This window comes from Marinomonas spartinae, from assembly GCF_900089775.1.
Taxonomy (GTDB): Bacteria; Pseudomonadota; Gammaproteobacteria; order Pseudomonadales; family Marinomonadaceae; genus Marinomonas; species Marinomonas spartinae.
Genome location: NZ_FLOB01000011.1, coordinates 90,487 through 109,922 on the forward strand (window position 1 = coordinate 90,487; position 19,436 = coordinate 109,922).

A 19,436-nucleotide genomic window follows, 5' to 3' on the forward strand; every position below is an offset into this window, starting at 1 on the left:
TTTTTTATTATGTTCACAAGTATCAGAAACAAAAAAGACGATGTTCATCAACATCGCCTTTTCATGGTGCCTGTCGCCTTGCTATAAAACACAAGACGAGACCTTCGGTTTACACACCAAATTGGTCTAGATTCTGCAACGGGTAAAAATCAGGGTAAGGTAAAGTTGCTACTCCCGATTCAATCGCGGCTTTTGCAACGGCATCCGATACGACCGTTAGCAAACGTGTGTCCATTGGTTTTGGCAGAATATATTCTTTACCAAAACTCAATGCAGCCCCACCATAAGCGGCCACGACATCAGCAGGCGCTTCTTCTTTGGCCAGATTCTTAAGTGCGTGAACAGCGGCGATTTTCATCTCTTCATTGATCTTAGTCGCACGTACATCTAACGCACCACGGAAGATAAAGGGAAAGCCCAAAACATTGTTTACCTGATTTGGGTAATCAGAACGGCCTGTCGCCATGATCAAGTCATCACGAGCCGCACGGGCAAGATCTGGATTAATTTCAGGATCAGGATTAGAACAAGCAAAGACAATTGGATTGGGTGCCATCTTAGCCAGCTGCTCGCCGGTTAAAAGATCTGGACCAGACACACCAATGAACACATCGGCGCCATCGATTGCGTCGTCCAATGTACGCTTGTCTGTTTCATTCGCAAACATCGCTTTGAATTGGTTCAAATCATCGCGACCAGAATGAATCACCCCCTTACGGTCAAGCACAAAGATGTTCTCAATTTGCGCGCCACAGGCAATGATCAGCTTCATACACGCCGTGGCAGCTGCTCCAGCACCAAGACAGACAATTTTTGCTGTTTCGATGTCTTTGCCTTGCAACTCAAGGGCATTCAATAAACCAGCAGCGGTAACAATTGCCGTACCATGTTGGTCATCGTGAAAAACAGGGATAGAGCAACGCTCAATCAACTGGCGCTCGATTTCGAAACACTCAGGGGCCTTGATATCTTCTAAATTGATACCGCCGTAGGTATTCGCAATACGTGCCACCGTATCGATGAAAGCTTGTGGACTTTCTGATTCGACTTCCACATCAACAGAGTTTACACCAGCAAAGCGCTTGAATAAAACGCCCTTACCTTCCATAACCGGTTTACTTGCTAATGGACCGATATTGCCAAGACCAAGAACCGCCGTGCCATCCGAAATGACAGCCACAAGATTCCCCTTACCCGTATAGCGGTACGCGGCTTCTGGATCCTTGGCGATTTCACGGCAAGGCTCAGCGACACCAGGGCTGTAAGCCAAGGATAAATCGCGAGCCGTTGCTGTAGGTTTGGTGATAGTGACGCTTAGCTTTCCAGGTACTGGATTTTCATGGTACTCCAGTGCAGCTTTTTTTAGATCTTCTGCCATTTTGATGTTTCCGTCTCTAATTTGGTGTTTTATTAAAAAATACAAATTGGGCCTTGATTTTGACGATATTACGCCAAAAAATGACACCTTATTATTATATACACAGAATAGCCTATCACATCTCTCATTCGGGCATACCCAAATCCTGTAAATCATTTGGGTGTTTGACCGACAAAACCCAAGATTTATAGCGTGATGAGCGGCTTTTTCTATGATGTTGCCAACCACGGACTTCGACGTTATGCCCTTTTAAAAAGTAGACTTTCTGGGCAGGCCAATAGTCCTCAGAACTGAGGGGTAAATGAATAACCAGATCATGATCTGTCGCCAGCCACCAGCCACCTCGGTTCTTCGTGATGGACGAGATCACTACCTGTGATACAACAAAACCGCTGTGCGGTCGCCACGCCAGTGATTGCGTCCAAACTCCGAGCCCCGCCTTACGAGCGGTTTGCTCTGCTTGAATAAAACAAGATTGATAAGCCACATTAGGTGGTATCGCAATACGATATCCAAGCCCTTTCGATAGTAACTGACTTGATAATGAAATACGATCTTTATCGAAAACGTAAAATAGATAACGTCCGTAATGATCACGAGGCTCTTTCCCTGCCTGCAAGTAGACATAGTTGCCCACTAAGGCTCGTAACGTCTGAGTCGCCGCTACGGCATAAGGCTCGTGATGACCTTTTTTATGGTCTAATTCTGGGGTATTAATGCCAATAAAGCGCACTCTTTTACCATCGCTAAGATAAAGAGTATCGCCATCGACTACGCGTTGTACTTTAGCACGTTCAAGCAGCCCTTTAGCGTGACATAAGGCATTATCTGGCGAGGTCTTGGCAACCCCAGTAGCGCAAAATACAAACAAAAAAAGCGCCAAGACAACTTGACGCTTTTTCTGGGAAAACACGTTCATTCAGCCAATTACTTAGTTGAACGACGCGCTCCGAAACGCTTCTTAAAGCGATCAACACGACCACCAGTATCCAACATTTTCTGTTGGCCTGTGTAGAAAGGGTGACATTGGCTACATACGTCGATGTGCATGTCTTTGCCAGCAGTCGAATTAAGAGTCAATGTGTTACCACAAGTACAAGTTGCAGTAATAGTTGCGTAATTTGGGTGGATATCTTTTTTCATTGCGTTTACCTCAAGTTTGGTGTGCCGCCACTTAGTCTAATAATTAGCTTTCGCCGTCTACAAATGGGCTTTCGCCTAGCCAAGCACCGCACGATTCGTTGTACAGACATTGTACAGTGGTTCCAAGAGCTGCGTATTTTAGGGATCAATTGACTAATCAGCAACCTTTTTATAGCGCTTTATCAATAAAATTCTCTCTCGCACCTACTAGCCAGAGTAACGTACACTAGAGAGACTAGGATCCATTAGATGTATTTTTCGATATAAGGTTACGATTCCAAGCATGCAAGAGTCGCTTCTTACTCCTTACCCATACGCTCAAGTGGCGCTACCTGTGCCCATGCGTACGCTATTTGACTATAAAATCCCTAAGGCCATGGCATTACGTCACGCCTTGCAGCCAGGCATGCGAGTGAAAGTCCCTTTTGGAAAAGGCAGTCGTCTAGGGGTCATCGTTACCTTCAGTCAGACAAGCGAATGGGACGAAAGCCAGCTAAAATCCCTCACATCTCTGAAAGATGAAGCCCCAGTTATTCCGGCTGAACTCATGGCCTTATCTGAATGGGCGGCACGTTATTACCACCACCCCATCGGCGATGTGATTTTTCATGCTCTGCCCGTTTCCTTACGAAAAGGCGAAAACGCTGAGTTTCGAACGGAAAACTGGTGGTTTGTGACTGAGGCTGGCCAAGCAATCGATATTGAATTGCTCAGTCGAGCCCCTCGCCAACAAGACTTCTTAAAAGCTGTACAACAACACCCAAATGGCATGAGCCAAAACGCCATATCCATACTCGGTCTCATGCCGAATGCTGGCAAGTCTCTTGAAGAGAAAGGTCTAGTCAGGCGCGAACAGCGCGCTTTCAATACGGCGGGCGAAAAGCACTCTCATCAAACGCAAGTCCCACCTGTGTTGAATCGTGAGCAAACCATGGCCATGGAAGAAATACTTGATATGCGAAATCGCTTTGCAGTGGCATTGTTGGATGGCATTACCGGCAGTGGTAAAACCGAAGTATTCTTACGTGTCATGGAGAAACTGATCGCCGAGGACAAACAAATTCTCGTTATGGTGCCAGAAATCGGCTTGACGCCACAAACCTTTAAGCGCTTTGAAAACCGTCTCAATACCAATATTGTACTGATGCATTCCAACATGACGGATCGAGAGCGTCTAGATGCCTGGCTGTTGTCCTCAAGTGGTCATGCCAAGGTCATTATCGGCACACGCTCGGCCGCCTTTGTTCCCGCCGCCAACCTTGGCATGATTATCATAGATGAAGAGCATGACGCTTCTTACAAACAACATGAAGGTTTCCGTTATCACGCACGGGACTTGGCCATCAAACGCGCCCAGAATCTAAGTATTCCGGTACTGTTGGCGTCGGCAACACCTTCCTTTGAAAGCCTCGCCAATGCCTTACAAAAGCGTTTTACTTGGCTAAAATTACGTCAGCGGGCTGGCAACGCCCACATTCCAGAAATGGAGCGAGTGGATTTACGAGGCCAAACGCTGGTTCACGGCTTCAGTGAACAGGCTCTACAAGCTATGAAGCGCTGTTTAGATCAACGTGAACAAGTGCTGATTTTTTTAAATCGCCGAGGCTATGCCCCAACACTCATGTGTCACGATTGTGGCTGGATTGCCAGTTGTGATCACTGTGATGTCAATCTCACCGTGCACAAACGCGCCAATAAACTCCACTGCCACCATTGTGATGCGCAAAAGGCGCTGATTCATACCTGCCCTGAATGCCAATCAACTGAGCTTTTCACCGTGGGCGAAGGGACAGAACAAATCGAGACGCAATTAAGCCCTTTATTCAAAGACGTACCGATTTTACGCATTGACCGAGACAGCACCCAGCGCAAATCGGCGATGACGCAACTAACACAAAAAATCCATGAGCACGACCAAGCCATCTTAATCGGCACTCAAATGCTTGCTAAAGGGCATCATTTTCCCAACGTGACATTGGTCATCATTATGGATGCCGACGCGGGGTTATTTTCAGCGGACTTTCGTGGCATGGAACGAACGGCCCAGCTCATCACCCAAGTAGCGGGAAGAGCAGGACGTGCGAAAAAGCCAGGTCATGTGTTACTGCAAACCTACCATCCTGACCACGCCGCCATCGAGTGCCTATGTACATTAGGCTATGAGCAGTTTGCTTTAAATGGCCTTTCAGAGCGTAAAGCGCTCTCTCTACCACCTTTCTACCATCAGGTATTAATTCGCGCCGAATCTGGCAATGAACAAGAGGCCATGCAACTCTTGACCAAGATGCGCCTAGAGCTTGAACCTCATATCCCTCAGGATATCTCTATGGTTGGCCCTTACACCGCTATTATCGTTCGTAAAGCGGGTCAACATCGCGCCCTGCTGTCGCTTAAATCGTCCCACCGCGCGCCACTTCATCAAGTGACCGCCATGATGACCACGTGGCTAGAACAAGCCACTCGCCAACAACATAAAGTTCGCTACGCGGTCGATGTGGATCCACTGGAAACCTATTAGAAAACGCTAAATCGTCAATCCACGAGGCATTTACTTTACCTAGACTGGAAACTTAAGGATCAAGCCAGCATAATGTGCCCTATTTCTAACAAAGCCTAAACTATGTTTACACCAATCAATATTGCTGCCAAAGGAAATCGACCGAAAAAGGGTGCAACTCGCCGGACGCCCCCTCCACCAAAACGTAAAACCCCTTGGTGGTTATGGATTATTGTTCCGGTGATTCTAATCGCCTTTATTTACGGTTTAACCAAACTAAGTCATGTAAAGCAAAAGCCGGTCACTCAACCTGTTCCAGCCGCGCAGCCAAGGATCGAAAGCAAAGCCGCGCCTAAAGCAGAAACGAAGAAAGCTGAGCCACAAAAAGCGGAGACAAAAGCGACGGCAAAAAAGAAAGAGTCGTTTGATTTTTATAGCATTTTACAAGATAGTGAGGTCAAAACAGGGCATGTTAAGGCCTATCAATACGAGCCTCGTGGTGAACAAGATTTCCTCTACATGCTTCAAGCGGCCTCCTTTAGAAACCCTAAAGATGCAGATCGTTTACGTGCCAAGCTGATTCTATCCGGTATTGTCGACACCAGCGTACGCAAAACCATTAGTACGAAAGATGGTAAACCTTGGTATCGAGTCGTCATTGGGCCATTCAATGATCGTTCTAGAATGAACCACATAGAAGACAAACTGGTCGATATGCGCATCGAGTCTTACCCTTACAAAATTAAAAAAGAAAACCAATAATCTTTGCTTATTACTTTCTTCTGGCGACGCGCTTTTAAGCATTGTCAGAAGAAAGTTTCCTTATCACAAATAGTGAGCTTGCGCTTACTGATCTACCCGCCTGACTAGAATCTAAAAATTAAGCAAAAGCCATTTCAAAAGTTCGCACATAACAAGGAAGACGCTTGTCGTAGTCTCCCCTGCTTGAAAAGCATCGAACTTGCCCCCACTTTGTTTAGAATCGAAACTGGAGTAGACCCATGACAACGATTTTAACGGTACGCAAAGGTAATCAAGTCGTCGTAGGCGGCGATGGACAAGTGTCTCTAGGCAACACAGTTATGAAAGGCAATGCACGTAAAGTGCGCCGCTTATATCGTGGTGAAGTCATCGCAGGATTCGCTGGCGGGACAGCCGACGCCTTTACTTTATTTGAACGCTTCGAAGGGCAGCTGGAAAAGCACCAAGGTCACTTGGTACGCGCCGCTGTCGATCTAGCTAAAGACTGGCGCTCTGACAAAGCATTGCGTCGCCTTGAAGCTATGCTAATTGTTGCCAATAAAGACAGCACTTTAATCATTACAGGAACAGGCGATGTTGTTGAGCCTCAACACGGTGCCTTAGCTATTGGCTCGGGTGGCAACTTTGCCGAGGCCTCGGCTCGCGCCCTAATTGACAATACTGACCTATCGGCGAAAGAGATTGTTGAAAAAAGCCTAAACATCGCCGCCGATATCTGTGTCTTCACCAACCATAGCTTAACCATCGAAGAAATTGTTATTGACCCTAAGCTGGAAGACAACTCAACTAAAAACATTACCTCAGAAGACACTTCTGACAAAGATAATTAAGAGAGCCAAGATGAGCAGCATGACCCCAAGAGAGACGGTTAACGCGTTAGACAATCATATTATTGGTCAACAAAAAGCCAAACGAGCGGTGGCTATCGCCTTACGCAACCGCTGGCGTCGCATGCAACTCCCTGAAGACATGCGTGCCGAAATCACCCCAAAAAACATCTTGATGATTGGCCCCACAGGTGTCGGTAAAACCGAAATCGCCCGTCGTTTGGCGAAACTGGCTAACGCCCCTTTTATCAAAATCGAAGCCACGAAATTTACCGAAGTGGGTTACGTTGGCCGCGACGTAGAGTCCATCATTCGTGACTTGGTCGAAATGGCGATCAAAATGCTCCGCGAGCAAGAAACCGCTAAATTGCGTCATAAAGCAGAAGACGCCGCAGAAGATCGTATTCTGGATGCACTATTACCGCCTGCTCGTGGCGGTGATCCTGAGTTGGAAGACAACAGTACACGTCAAGCTTTCCGTAAAAAATTGCGCGAAGGCAAACTAGACGATAAAGAAATTGAAATCGATGTGGCTGATACGCCTGTTGGCGTCGAGATCATGACCCCACCTGGCATGGAAGAAATGACCAGTCAGTTACAGAACATGTTCTCAAGCTTAGGTTCCCAAAAGACCAAAAGTCGTAACATGAAACTAAAAGATGCCCTTCGCCAAGTTCGCGACGAAGAAGCCTCTAAACTGGTTAACGAAGATGAACTGAAAGCTCGTGCCGTCGAAGCCGTTGAGCAAAATGGCATCGTCTTCCTAGACGAAATCGATAAAGTGGCAAAAAGCTCTGAGCGCTCTGGTGGGGAAGTGTCACGAGAAGGGGTACAACGTGACTTACTGCCTCTTGTAGAAGGTTGTACGGTCAGTACCAAATACGGCATGATCAAAACAGATCATATCTTATTTATCGCCTCTGGAGCGTTCCATTTAACCAAACCATCGGACTTGATTCCTGAACTACAAGGCCGCTTACCAATTCGAGTTGAGCTGGATGCCCTCACAGTGAATGACTTTGAGCGTATTTTGGTAGAGCCCAGCGCCTCACTGACTCAGCAATACATTGCCTTGGCAGCGACAGAAAACATTAACATCAACTTCACCAAAGAAGGGATTCATCGTATTGCGGAAATCGCTTTCCAAGTGAATGAGCGGACAGAAAACATCGGTGCCCGTCGTCTTCATACCGTGTTAGAGCGACTGTTAGAAGAAGTTTCTTACTCGGCCAGTGACATGCCTGATGGTCAAGAAGTGGATATTACCGCCGCTTACGTCGATGAACAGCTAGGCGAAATTGTTGAAAACGAAGACCTTAGCCAATACATCCTTTAATCCAACATAAGCAAGAGAGCATACATGGCAACCACACCCGCTCCAACCAAGGTTCACTATCATAAGCAGTCCCGTGAATTGGAGCTGGCGTTTGCTGATGGGCAAGTATTCCGCCTCAGCGCGGAATACTTGCGAGTGCACTCTCCGTCTGCGGAAGTGCGCGGACATGGCTTAACCATCCCCATCTTACAAGTTGGCAAAAAAGACGTCGCCATTAACAATATTGAAGGGGCGGGCAACTATGCCCTTAAAATCACCTTTGATGACGGCCACGACTCTGGCCTCTACTCTTGGGATTATCTCTATAATCTCGGCCAACACTATGATGAACTTTGGCAAATATACCTAGAGCGCCTTGAAAAAGAAGGTCAGACGCGAGAAACTTCCGTGATTCAAATTCATCAAGTTTAACCCGTTGTTTTATCATCACTAGGAATTGTCATGAGCTCGCTTAGTCTGTCTGCCATTAGCGCCATTGAACGCGCCGTCAATCTTGCCCTGAAACAAGATGAACCTTCTCAAGCACGTCTAAGCAAACTGGCTGGCCAGCAAATTTTCCTACATATCGAAGACTTTTCTCTGACATTGCAAGTTCATATTCTTGAACAAGGCGTTATGTTGCATCGTCCAGAAAGCTTAGATGAAATCAACTTGGATCCTCGTCTAGATACCCTAGTTCAAGGGCCCAGTTCAGCCTATCGTAAGCTGCTCGAAGGCGATGGTCTGTTCGATGGCGACTTACGTATTCAAGGCAACGCACAAGCCTTAATGACGCTACACAAAGTCATGGAAAATTTTGAACTGGATTGGGAAGGCTTACTTGCCGACCATCTTGGTGATCTGCCTGCTGCCGCCCTAGCTCGTCTACTTCGCAAGCAATGGTCCTGGGGCAAAGAAACCGCCACCACGCTTCGTCTACAACTGGTTCAATACCTACAAACCAATAGTCAACTACTGCCTAGCAAAATCGAATTCAACAGCTTCGTCGACGATATGGAACGCCTTGGCACACAACTCGACCGCACCGAAGCGAAAGTCCGACTATTAGATAAAAAACGCGCTTGATAGAACGCTTACCAGAGACAGGTAAACAGGTTTTCATGTTCTAGGAGGCTTGGTGTACGTCACCAGGCCTTTTTAATAACCAATATAAATGAACTCTAAGCGGGCTTCGCTCGGCTTAAATACACACCTGCAATGGTCACAACAAAACCCGTGATTTGTACCCATGTCATATGCTCATTAAATAAGAAGTAGCTTTCGACCGCCGCTAGGGGTGGAACCAATAGCATGACGGTGGTGACTTGTGAGGCTTTCACTTTGCGCAGTAGCCAAACCATTAAGAACACACCACCACACGATAAAACAATAATGCCCCATGCAATCAGTGCGAAGGTTTCAAGTTGTACTTTAAAAACATGTTCACCTAACACCAATGCAAAACAGAAGGTCACGGCGGCGGCAGCCAAGTTTTGTATTGCCATTGATGAGAATAAATCGGAAGAAGAAATCGACATTTTCTGGTAAGTCACCCCTAGGGATAAGGATAAAATACCTAAACACGCAAACAATAAGGTGAGAAAAGAAACCCCACCATGGCTCAAATCCAGTTCAAAAACTGGACTCAAGACCAACACTAACCCCACCATACCAATCAGCATCCCTATGATGCCTTTTATCGAGGTTTTTTCTTTGATCAGCAAGAAGGCAAGCAGGGTGACTAACGCTGGCTGTAGCGCTCCAATCAGCGCCATGATACCTGCAGGTAAGCCTTTCGCGATGGCCACATAGGCGAACGCTAAGTAAAAGCCGTTCATCAGCATCCCTGCGATAATGTGCTTAGGTAGTTCATTCCAACTAGGAAAGCGGCGCCTTTGAAACACAGCGATAAGAGTAAAAAGCCCTCCCACGCCCAAAAAACGGATAGTGAGGTAGATATTCGGATCAATTAGGCCGACTAAAAACTTACCGGTAATAAAGCCAGTCGACCAAATGAGAACCAAGAGTACATACAAGAGCGCCATATAAAATCCGTTTTAAAGAGAGTGTTCATTAGAAACAAAAGTTTACATAATCGCATTGTAAGTTTTTTATCCCGTCATTGGCTAGCCTCTCTCCCTTAAGATGGCCTATTTTATTTTTTTACCAAGCCGCGATAATTTGCTGACGCGACTGTCCTAGACCAATCAAAAAATGCAGTTTGACAAAAGCCGCTTCGTAAGTCATATCTAAACCCGAGATCACGCCCGCTTCAACTAACGCAGACCCCGCAGCGTAAGCCCCAGCTGCGACACTGCCCGCTCCACATTGACTAACGTTCACAATGGTCACACCACGGTCGGATGCGGTTTTTAGCAAGGCAAGTAATTCAGGGTCTTTATCTGGGGCGTTCCCCGCACCATAACTTAATAAAACAGCACCCTTCACCTTATCATTCAGCAACCCTTGCCAATGTATTGCTTGTACACCCGGAAAGACAGGAAGAATCGTCACCGCACTCTCCTGCATCGCTGGAATGTGAATACTCATGGGAGCTTGATGAATGTCTTCAGAACGCCAACGCCAATCAATGCCTAATACGCCACGTTCTGGGTAATTAGGAGAACTAAAGGCTTGCCAATCCGTGGTGTGAGCTTTGTGTGCTCGATCTCCTTCGATCAATCGACCAGCAAAAAAGAGAAACACACCTTGAACCCCTTCTTCACATGCTGAAATGGCCCCCATGACATTGATCATGGCGTCTGTACGCACTTTATACATAGGGACTTGTGATCCGGTCAGGATAATGGCCTTGTCACTATTGGCAAACATCAAAGACAAAGCACAGGCGCTATAAGCCATGGTATCCGTGCCATGAAGGACGATAAAGGCATCAAACTCATGCCATTTGCTTTTAATATCATGGGCGATATTTTGCCAATCTTTTGGTGTCGCGTTAGAAGAATCAATCAAGTTCTCATAACGTTGAATCACAAATTCATGCACGAATTCGTCCGATTCATTGAGGTGCTGGCTTAAGTGGTCGGCAAAAGCGGCGTCAGGCACTAAACCATTATCAGAAGGTACCATGCCAATGGTGCCACCAGTGTAAGCAATATAAATTTTCATATTGGTCTCAAATTATGTGATAGCCAAAGAAACACGAAAACAAAAAGGCGCGTTTCCCCATGAGAAAAGCGCCTTTTAACAAGGTATGAATACAACAATACTTCTACTTCATACCGTGACGGACAAACGCCTCGTTAGCGACTACATGCGCTCCAAGGTCTCAATACCCAACAAGTTCAAGCCTTGCTGCAACGTCGAGGCGGTCGACAATGCCAATTGCAAACGGCTGATTTTCACATCGCTTTGGGCATTCAAGATTGGGCAAGCTTCATAGAAGGTCATAAAAGTACCCGCCAAGTCGTATAAATACGCACTCAGAAAATGGGGCATCCCATCGCTCACCACTTGCTGAATGGCTTCTTCAAATTGCACCAATTGCATCGCAAGTGCCCGTTCTTGGGGCTCTTGGATCACGATCTCGCCCTGTAAATCGTCAATATTCATTTCTGAACGACGTACAATACTAGCCACACGAGAGTAGGCGTATAACAGATAAGGGGCGGTATTTCCCTCAAAGCTCAACATACTGTCCCAGTTAAACTGGTAGTCACTGGTACGATTTTTCGATAAGTCAGCGTATTTGACTGACGCTATGCCCACCACACGACCAATGTTACGCTGCTCGTCTTCTGGCATGTCTGGATTTTTAGACGCCACCAATTTGAAAGCACGTTCTTGCGCTTCTTCTAACAAAGCCGACAATTTTGCCACACCGCCAGAGCGCGTTTTGAAGGGTTTACCATCGCTGCCCATCACGGTACCAAATGGCATGTGTTCAAGACGAGCGTCCTGTGGAGCAAAGCCCGCTTTACGAGATAAGGTGAAGATCTGCTGGAAATGCAAGGATTGGCGAGCATCGACAAAGTACAAACAACGATCGGCTTTTAATGTATTGTAGCGGTAGCGCACGGCTGCCAAATCGGTCGTTGCATACAAGAAACCACCACCGCTTTTTTGCACAATAATCGGGGTAATTTCACCGTCTTTATTGGCAAACTCTTCCAAGAAGACACATTGTGCCCCATTGGATTCAGTTAATAACCCTTGTGCTTTTAAATCATCGACAACCTGTGGCAAATCATCATTATAAGCACTCTCCGGCATCACATCTTTTCGTGTTAAAGAGACACCCAACATGGTGTAGGTCTCTTCACAGTGATTCAGCGAGATATTGATAAACTCATCCCAAAGCGCTAAGCAGTCTTTATCGCCAGATTGCAACGCCACCACTAATTCACGGGCACGATTCGCAAACTCAGGATCGTCATCAAAGCACAGTTTGGCCGCTCGGTAGAAGGTTTCAAGATCGGACAGCGCCATACTGACTTGTTGGTTTTCAGCACGCAATCGCTCCATATACGCCAACAACATACCGAATTGTGTGCCCCAATCGCCCACATGGTTTTGACGAATCACCTTGTGCCCTAAGAATTCCAAGGTGCGAACCACTGCATCCCCAATCACGGTAGAACGCAAATGACCGACGTGCATTTCTTTGGCAAGGTTAGGCGCAGAGTAATCCACTACCACGGTTTCTTTGATGTCGGCCATCGGCACATCTAATCGATCGCTGTGACGCAAACGAATCAACGCTTCACTCAACCAAGTATTTTTTAGAAAAATATTAATAAAGCCTGGGCCTGCGATTTCGACTTTATCGGCAAGATCGTCCAGTTCAAGCTTTTCTAATACTTGCTCCGCTAATTGGCGAGGGTTCATCTTTAACTTTTTCGCCACCCCCATAATGCCATTAGCTTGGTAATCACCAAATTGCGCTTTCGCCGATTGACGAACCAGTGCGGGGGCGTCTTCAGGTGCACCAACTGCCACCATAGCCGCTTGAATACGTTGATTTAACAAAGTTTGAATGTTCACAGGAAACCTTTAATGCTCGACTTAATGCACAACATTTTGTGCCGAATCAGAACCACACAACCCGTGTTTTGCTCTGGCAAAACACGGGTTGTGTGGCATGTTATAAAATTAGCTTAATAATAACCGATTTTTGCCTAGTTAGCGAAAAACAGCTTACAAGCTGGGTTGTCATTCTCATCTTGGTAAGGATAACCCAACTCGTCTAAATAACGGGTCACATCAGTTTCCTCACCGACGGCTTGTAGTCCCACCAACACTCGACCATAGGCATCCCCATGGTTTCGGTAATGGAACATAGAAATATTCCAATGACCGCCTAGCGTATTGAGGAATTTCAGCAACGCACCTGGGCGCTCAGGAAACTCAAAACTGTAGATCAATTCGCCCTTATCGCTGTGCAGGTGCCCACCAATCATGTGGCGAACATGCACCTTGGTGGTTTCATCGTCGGTCAAATCGATGATTTCATAGCCTTTCAAATCAGCCAATAATTCTTTGCGGCTATGTGGACTGCCACCCAACGCCACGCCCACAAAAATGACCGCTTGGTTATCATCACCGTAACGGTAATTGAATTCTGTAATATTGCGCCCTACTAGCGCCTGACAGAAATCTTTAAAACTGCCGGGCTTTTCAGGGATCTTAACCGCAATGATGGCTTCACGTTTTTCCCCCAACTCAGCACGTTCTGACACGTGGCGCAAACGGTCAAAGTTCACATTGGCCCCGCTGTTGATCGCAATCAGCGTTTGTCCTTTCGCCCCTTCACGCTCAATATACTTTTTCAAACCAGCAAGCGCACATGCACCGGCCGGCTCGGTGATAGAACGGGTGTCATCATAGATGTCTTTGATCGCCGCACACATTTCATCTGTGGTCACGGTTATCACTTCGTCCACCGTATCTTTGGCAATGGCAAAGGTGTTTTTCCCGATTTCAGCCACGGCCACCCCTTCCGCAAAAATCCCCACAGTAGCCAAGCGAGTGGGCTCGCCTTTTTCCAAGGCGATTTTTAGGCAAGCAGCATCTTCTGGCTCAACGCCAATAATTTTGATCTCTGGACGCAGATATTTGATATAAGCGGAAATCCCTGAAATTAAGCCACCACCGCCAACAGGCACAAAAATCGCGTCAATGTTGCCTTCATGTTGATGCAAGATCTCCATACCAATGGTTCCTTGACCCGCAATGGTGTCAAGATCGTCGAAGGGGTGCACATAGACTTGGCCCGTCTTATCCATAATTTCGCGAGATTTGGCAGACGCTTCATCAAACGCATCACCGAATAACACCACTTCAGCGCCATGATTACGCACCGCCGTCACTTTGACTTCTGGCGTCGTCGCAGGCATGACTATTGTCGCTTGAATACCAAGTTTTTTGGCCGCTAAAGCCAATCCCTGTGCATGATTACCCGCCGAAGCGGCAATCACGCCACGGGCGCGCTCTTCGGGTGTTAACTGACAAATTTTGTTGTATGCCCCACGAATCTTGAAAGAGAAAACTGGCTGTAAATCTTCTCGCTTCAAAATAATCTCATTGCCTAATCGAGTCGATAATTGATTAGCACGAGACAGTGGTGTTTCCACGGCAACGTCATAAACGCGCGCCTGTAGAATCTTTTTGATCATGGTATGAGGCATAGTGTGTCCTAAATGAAAAATAAATCGACAACGCAACATTCTTGGTGAGGCCTACGTTGTCGCTGCTAGTCAAAAAACTGAGTAGGAAATATACTCTTTTGGCTCACTTCACGCAAAGGCCGATCCCCCCTTAGACACCATCAAAAGCGCAGAAAATCGGTAAATGCGAGGCTAACAATAGACAACTGAAGCACTTATAATACCCCCACCATCAGAGGAGGCTTATTTGTCATAATAATGCCCAAAATCAGGCGTTCTTTGCCCCCCTCACACGTGGCAAGAGCAAAGAACACTTATCTCTTATAATAAAAGACAAGGCGAAACGACCCATGACGCAAGATGAATTAAAACAAGCCGTCGCTGAAGCGGCAATCGAGCACATTCTCCCTATGCTACAAGCCGATACCATCGTCGGCGTCGGCACTGGCTCCACCGCCAATCTGTTTATTGATGAATTGGCCAAACACAAACACCGTTTTGATGGTACCGTCGCCAGCTCTGAAGCCTCAGCGCAGCGCCTAAAAGGCCATGGTATTCCTGTTTACAGCCTCAATGCCGTCAACGAAGTACGAGTTTATATCGATGGTGCCGATGAGTCAGATCATCATTTAAACCTGATCAAAGGCGGTGGCGCGGCGCTTACCCGTGAAAAAATCGTGGCCGCCTGTAGTGACCTATTCGTCTGCATCGCGGATGAGTCAAAATTAGTCGATGTGCTGGGAGCCTTCCCGCTGCCAATTGAAGTGATTCCAATGGCGCGCGGTCATGTTGCTAGAGAACTGGTCAAACTGGGAGGCACGCCTGTTTACCGTGCAAACGTCATTACCGATAACGGTAACCAGATTTTAGATGTCCACAACCTCGACATTCTTGATCCTGTGGCACTTGAGCAAAGCATCAACAACATCGTAGGCGTGGTGACCAATGGTTTATTTGCCGCCCGCCCGGCTGACGTATTGTTATTAGGAACTAAAGACGGTATCAAAACCCTGGAAAAATAAATCAGACAAAGCCTTAGGTTCTCTACCCAAAGGCTTTGATCTCTTTGAATTAGCTTGCTCTGTCTAGAACCAGCGGCTCTTACGCATTATCAAAAATTGAGTCGCGCCTAACAGAGTCAACACACCACAAAAAATCCAGAACGCGGCGCTATTATTTGTGCCAGGCATGCCACCGATATTGATACCAAACAGTCCAGTCAGAAATCCTAAAGGCATAAAAATACCTGACAATATGGACAGAACATACATACGCGCATTCATCTTCTCAGATTGCGCGTTCACGAACTCTTCTTGCATCAAAATACAGCGTTCACGCAGTGAATCTAACGCCTCAACATAACGTGTTAGTTCGTTAGCCGCCTCTTGTACCTGAACCAGCTGATCTCTTGTCATCCACGTCTGAAACTCCACTATCAATTTGTTAATGGCTTCCTTTTGCGGAACAAGAAAGCGTCGTAAACGAATCGACTCCAAGCGTCGCTGTACCAACTCACTACGCTGATCTGCTTCGATGCGCTGGCTCATATTCTCTTCTAAATCATCCAGCTCATCTTCGAGACCATCAATCACCGATGCCATGCGGCTAATCAAGGTATGCGTCAAAGTCGACACTAAATCTGACGTACTCTCTGGCCCTTCATTATTCTCTAAGTTTTCTATCACATCTTGGATCGATAACAAACGGCGCTTGCGAACGGAAATAATAAAGTGTGGCGTAACCCAAAGACGTAAAGACACCATATCGGATGGATCAGAACCGGGGTTGAGGTTAACGCCTCTAAGCGTTAACAGGATCCCCGCCCCCATTTTCACCAAACGGGGCCGAGTTTCATCTGCAAACAAGGCTTCCACCAAGCTGTATGGCACATCGGGCAATGAGGCGAACCAGTCTTGTGCTAAATCATCACTTCTGTCCACATGTACCCAACGACTCCCTTCCTGCGGCAACGCAACGGGAAGATCGCTTGCTGCTAATACCTTTGCCCCACCAGAACCATCCAACTCCAGATTATACAAAACAAACTCAGACATAGCGTTTCCTTAAACGATTCTTTCACCGTAACCCAGTCAAGATAGCCTAGTCGAAATACAAAGCCATGAACAATTATTTTACCGACAACTCATCACTTGGCTGACACCTCCCTCAGGCAATGGCATAATTTCTACATTCTCTAAAAACAAGGAAAAGCAGACCATGCAAAACCTATCTCAAGTTTTAGCAGCCAGCGCCACCCCTGAGTCGTTACAATCCGTTCTGAACATCACCATCAGTACCTGTGTCGATATTTCCAACGCTCTCAAAAAAGGCTCTCTTGCTGGCATTTTAGGCATGGCTGGCAACGAAAACGTTCAAGGTGAAGAACAGAAGAAACTGGATGTCATTTCCAACGACATGTTAAAAGACGCTCTTTTAGCTTGCCCTGCAGTACGCGCCATTGCCTCTGAAGAAGAAGACGACATAGTACCCGCCCACACCGATGGCGAATACCTAATCGCCTTTGACCCCCTTGATGGCTCATCCAATATCGACATTAACGCCATGGTCGGCACCATTTTCTCCCTCTACCGCCAAACTGGGGATAACCCTGCGACAGAACAAGACTTTTTGATCCAGGGCAAAGAACAAGTGGCCGCTGGCTATGTCCTCTATGGCCCATCTAGTATGCTAGTACTAACGACTGGGAAGGGCGTCAATATGTTTACCCTCGACCCTGATACTCATACCTTTTTACTCACCAGAGAAAACGTACAAGTCGCCCAAGACACCCAAGAATTTGCTATCAACATGTCCAACCAACGCTTCTGGGCAGACAGCATGCAAAACTACGTGAACAATCTTGTCGCTGGAAAAAATGGCAGTAGAAACAAAGACTTCAACATGCGCTGGGTAGCCGCTATGGTCGGCGATGTACACCGCATCTTATGCCGTGGTGGTATCTTTATCTACCCATGGGACAACAAAGACCCAAGCAAACCTGGCAAACTACGCCTAATGTACGAAGCCAACCCAATGGCCATGCTGCTAGAGCAAGCTGGTGGTAAAGCCCACACCCATACACAGCGTATTCTAGACATCCAACCAGAAGCCATTCACCAGCGCGTCGCCGTCATCTTAGGTGCTGCAAACGAAGTGGATAAGTGCCTAAGTTATTAACAGATCAGAAATAATAAGCGCTTTTGAGCTCATTGTGGATAGGTTTATTAAGATTGAAAAAGACGCCGAGGAGCGTCTTTTTTTATTAGGGATAGAAAATCAACATCAGATAAAACTAAGCCTATTTCACCTCAGCCATTTGAACGACTCAGCTAAAAATTGGTCGGCATTCTCCCTAACAATCTCACCATGAGACATGACCAATATTTTTGGACACCAATCGAATAACCGCTTGAAGTGTTTGCGAGCATCAGACTTACCAAATATAAAGCTCAAACGCCAATCTAAAGGAGTTTTTCCATTAGGAGCAAGAATACCAACGCATTTAGCAATCCCCCTTTGCCAATAAGTAAAGTCCTTACCTGAAAAGTTTTCGACCAAATCCGTGACAATTAACGTGCCTGAGCCTGTGTGGTAAAACACACACTCCTCCATTAAAGGAGACCCAGAAAATAACTCTTGCTCAATATCCGATCCCCAAGCCCAATCTTGAATAGTATTAAGAGAGCCATGGAAGGAAATATCACGACGTTTTTTGATTACCTCGTTTGTACCATAGACTTCTGCATTTGGATAAAACGCGATCCATTCAGGTAAGAAGAGGTGATGTAGATGATTAGGGGCAATCAAGTATTTAACACGACCTAAACCGTCGAGTTGCGCTTTGATTGAGTCCGACAGCTTAATAGGACTATGAACCCAAAGCTCACCGCTCGTTAATCGAACCACTGTCATCCGAGTGGAAAATGGCAACCCCAAGAATTGAACAGAATCACCATTAAATATCCATATGTCATCTGCTAAATTTTCCATACTCCTCCGATCCTATCTGCATAATAATTTATCATGAGAACTCGCCTCAGACTGCACCGATTAGCGTAAAGCCAGCGCCATGACATATCAAGTGGGGTAAGCTCTGCTTTGGTGTGGGGAGTCATGCTAACGCTCGCATAAACGGCGAGTAACTTGTTGTGAGCCCTGTACTTTACGTACCACGAAGCTGTGTATTTTAACGCTAGAAATTTCATGAATTTGTTAGATGGTCACTCATTCTCAGGCGGTGGCCTTTCAATTGCCTGCCTCATCAAATTCAAAAACGGAGGATTGAGCATTTTTATGGTAACCAATGCCTCCCCCTTGAAGCGAAAAAAGAGTCACTTCTGAGTTCCGAGATGGAACCCTTGATCTAACGCTCTATCTTTGAAAAGATTAACACAGATCAATCGTCACCTTGCTATTGGATTCGCGCAGACGCGTTGAGCCTGCGAAACAGGCGCAAGCGAATACAATGGCAAGGTGATCATCTAAAAAGGCTGCAAAGCAATGGATTACCGCCTTCGCGATAATGACGGCTGTGAATGCTTGTGCTATATGAGCGGCAAGAGACGTCCTCACGGATGTCTGCGTCTAATTTTTAGGGAGGTTGACTCCCCTTTTTACTTTTTTGGATTTTCTGTAGACGAAAAAAAGCCCCGACCATTTCTGATCAGGGCTTCCTATTTAAAATCTTGATAACGACCTACTCTCACATGCTTGTCTGTTATAGAGAGCCCCACACGACCATCGCCGATGGTGATGCTCCAGAACGAAAAAACCCCACCCTGCTTAGCAGGATGGGGTTTCTCTTAATTAAATCTTGATAACGACCTACTCTCACATGGGATCTCCCACACTACCATCGGCGATGGCACTTTTCACTTCTGAGTTCGGG

At 46.5% G+C, this 19,436-nt stretch carries 18 protein-coding genes and 1 rRNA gene; 8 read left to right on the forward strand and 11 right to left on the reverse strand.

The window, feature by feature from the left end; all coding sequences use genetic code 11:
• Positions 1-109: 109 nt before the first annotated feature.
• The 3 genes from MSP8886_RS17740 to rpmE all read right to left on the reverse strand — a co-directional run bounded on the left by MSP8886_RS17740 (position 110) and on the right by rpmE (position 2,521).
• Complete coding sequence (locus tag MSP8886_RS17740) at positions 110-1,378, reverse strand: malic enzyme-like NAD(P)-binding protein (protein ID WP_067018957.1); 1,269 nt, start codon at positions 1,376-1,378, stop codon at positions 110-112.
• A 124-nt stretch (positions 1,379-1,502) separates the two neighbouring features.
• Positions 1,503-2,297, reverse strand: a complete 795-nt coding sequence (locus MSP8886_RS17745) for a thermonuclease family protein (protein ID WP_067018960.1) — start codon at positions 2,295-2,297, stop codon at positions 1,503-1,505.
• Positions 2,298-2,305: 8 nt separating this feature from the next.
• On the reverse strand, positions 2,306-2,521 hold the full coding sequence (gene rpmE, locus MSP8886_RS21975) for a 50S ribosomal protein L31 (RefSeq protein WP_083201018.1): 216 nt from the start codon (positions 2,519-2,521) through the stop codon (positions 2,306-2,308).
• A gap of 283 nt (positions 2,522-2,804) precedes the next feature.
• Between rpmE and MSP8886_RS17750 the strand changes: the two genes are divergently transcribed.
• The 6 genes from MSP8886_RS17750 (at position 2,805) to MSP8886_RS17775 (ending at position 9,008) form a co-directional block, all read left to right on the forward strand.
• Positions 2,805-5,039, forward strand: a complete 2,235-nt coding sequence (locus tag MSP8886_RS17750; protein WP_067018963.1) for a primosomal protein N' — start codon at positions 2,805-2,807, stop codon at positions 5,037-5,039.
• Between the two features lie 102 nt (positions 5,040-5,141).
• Positions 5,142-5,780, forward strand: a complete 639-nt coding sequence (locus MSP8886_RS17755; RefSeq protein ID WP_067018966.1) for an SPOR domain-containing protein — start codon at positions 5,142-5,144, stop codon at positions 5,778-5,780.
• Between the two features lie 239 nt (positions 5,781-6,019).
• Entirely contained in the window at positions 6,020-6,610 is a 591-nt protein-coding gene (gene hslV, locus MSP8886_RS17760; RefSeq protein WP_067018970.1) for an ATP-dependent protease subunit HslV, read from the forward strand.
• A gap of 10 nt (positions 6,611-6,620) precedes the next feature.
• Entirely contained in the window at positions 6,621-7,943 is a 1,323-nt protein-coding gene (hslU, locus tag MSP8886_RS17765) for an ATP-dependent protease ATPase subunit HslU (RefSeq protein WP_067018973.1), read from the forward strand.
• 24 nt (positions 7,944-7,967) lie between these two features.
• Positions 7,968-8,354: a gamma-butyrobetaine hydroxylase family protein gene (locus MSP8886_RS17770; RefSeq protein ID WP_067018976.1), complete on the forward strand. Its 387-nt coding sequence runs from the start codon at positions 7,968-7,970 to the stop codon at positions 8,352-8,354.
• Positions 8,355-8,384: 30 nt separating this feature from the next.
• The gene (locus MSP8886_RS17775; RefSeq protein ID WP_067018979.1) at positions 8,385-9,008 is read left to right on the forward strand and encodes a ubiquinone biosynthesis accessory factor UbiJ; all 624 of its coding nucleotides are present in this window, start codon (positions 8,385-8,387) and stop codon (positions 9,006-9,008) included.
• Positions 9,009-9,103: 95 nt separating this feature from the next.
• On the opposite strand, the gene MSP8886_RS17780 is transcribed toward MSP8886_RS17775, so the two are convergent.
• From MSP8886_RS17780 to ilvA, 4 genes are all read right to left on the reverse strand, one after another.
• On the reverse strand, positions 9,104-9,967 hold the full coding sequence (locus tag MSP8886_RS17780) for a DMT family transporter (protein WP_067018982.1): 864 nt from the start codon (positions 9,965-9,967) through the stop codon (positions 9,104-9,106).
• A gap of 118 nt (positions 9,968-10,085) precedes the next feature.
• The gene (locus tag MSP8886_RS17785) at positions 10,086-11,051 is read right to left on the reverse strand and encodes an asparaginase (RefSeq protein WP_067018985.1); all 966 of its coding nucleotides are present in this window, start codon (positions 11,049-11,051) and stop codon (positions 10,086-10,088) included.
• 141 nt (positions 11,052-11,192) lie between these two features.
• Positions 11,193-12,926 carry an arginine--tRNA ligase gene (argS, locus tag MSP8886_RS17790; RefSeq protein ID WP_067018988.1) on the reverse strand — a complete coding sequence of 578 codons (1,734 nt, stop codon included), beginning with the start codon at positions 12,924-12,926 and terminating at the stop codon, positions 11,193-11,195.
• A 134-nt stretch (positions 12,927-13,060) separates the two neighbouring features.
• Positions 13,061-14,569: a threonine ammonia-lyase, biosynthetic gene (ilvA, locus tag MSP8886_RS17795; protein ID WP_067018991.1), complete on the reverse strand. Its 1,509-nt coding sequence runs from the start codon at positions 14,567-14,569 to the stop codon at positions 13,061-13,063.
• Positions 14,570-14,898: 329 nt separating this feature from the next.
• Here ilvA and rpiA point away from each other — a divergent pair, with 329 nt between their 5' ends.
• On the forward strand, positions 14,899-15,570 hold the full coding sequence (gene rpiA / locus MSP8886_RS17800) for a ribose-5-phosphate isomerase RpiA (RefSeq protein WP_067018994.1): 672 nt from the start codon (positions 14,899-14,901) through the stop codon (positions 15,568-15,570).
• A gap of 63 nt (positions 15,571-15,633) precedes the next feature.
• On the opposite strand, the gene MSP8886_RS17805 is transcribed toward rpiA, so the two are convergent.
• Positions 15,634-16,602, reverse strand: coding sequence for a zinc transporter ZntB (locus MSP8886_RS17805; protein ID WP_067018997.1), 969 nt, complete (start codon positions 16,600-16,602; stop codon positions 15,634-15,636).
• A 163-nt stretch (positions 16,603-16,765) separates the two neighbouring features.
• On the opposite strand from MSP8886_RS17805, the gene MSP8886_RS17810 reads away from it, so the two are divergent.
• Positions 16,766-17,725, forward strand: coding sequence for a class 1 fructose-bisphosphatase (locus MSP8886_RS17810; protein WP_067018999.1), 960 nt, complete (start codon positions 16,766-16,768; stop codon positions 17,723-17,725).
• Between the two features lie 126 nt (positions 17,726-17,851).
• Here MSP8886_RS17810 and MSP8886_RS17815 read toward each other — a convergent pair whose 3' ends face one another.
• From MSP8886_RS17815 to rrf, 3 genes are all read right to left on the reverse strand, one after another.
• Positions 17,852-18,538 (reverse strand): DUF4336 domain-containing protein, encoded by a 687-nt coding sequence (locus tag MSP8886_RS17815; RefSeq protein ID WP_067019002.1) that lies wholly within the window; start codon positions 18,536-18,538, stop codon positions 17,852-17,854.
• Positions 18,539-18,934: 396 nt separating this feature from the next.
• A complete protein-coding gene (locus tag MSP8886_RS22170; protein WP_139063178.1) occupies positions 18,935-19,120 on the reverse strand; it encodes a hypothetical protein in 186 nt (61 codons plus the stop codon).
• 239 nt (positions 19,121-19,359) lie between these two features.
• Positions 19,360-19,436, reverse strand: a 5S ribosomal RNA gene (gene rrf / locus MSP8886_RS22860); the annotation flags it as partial.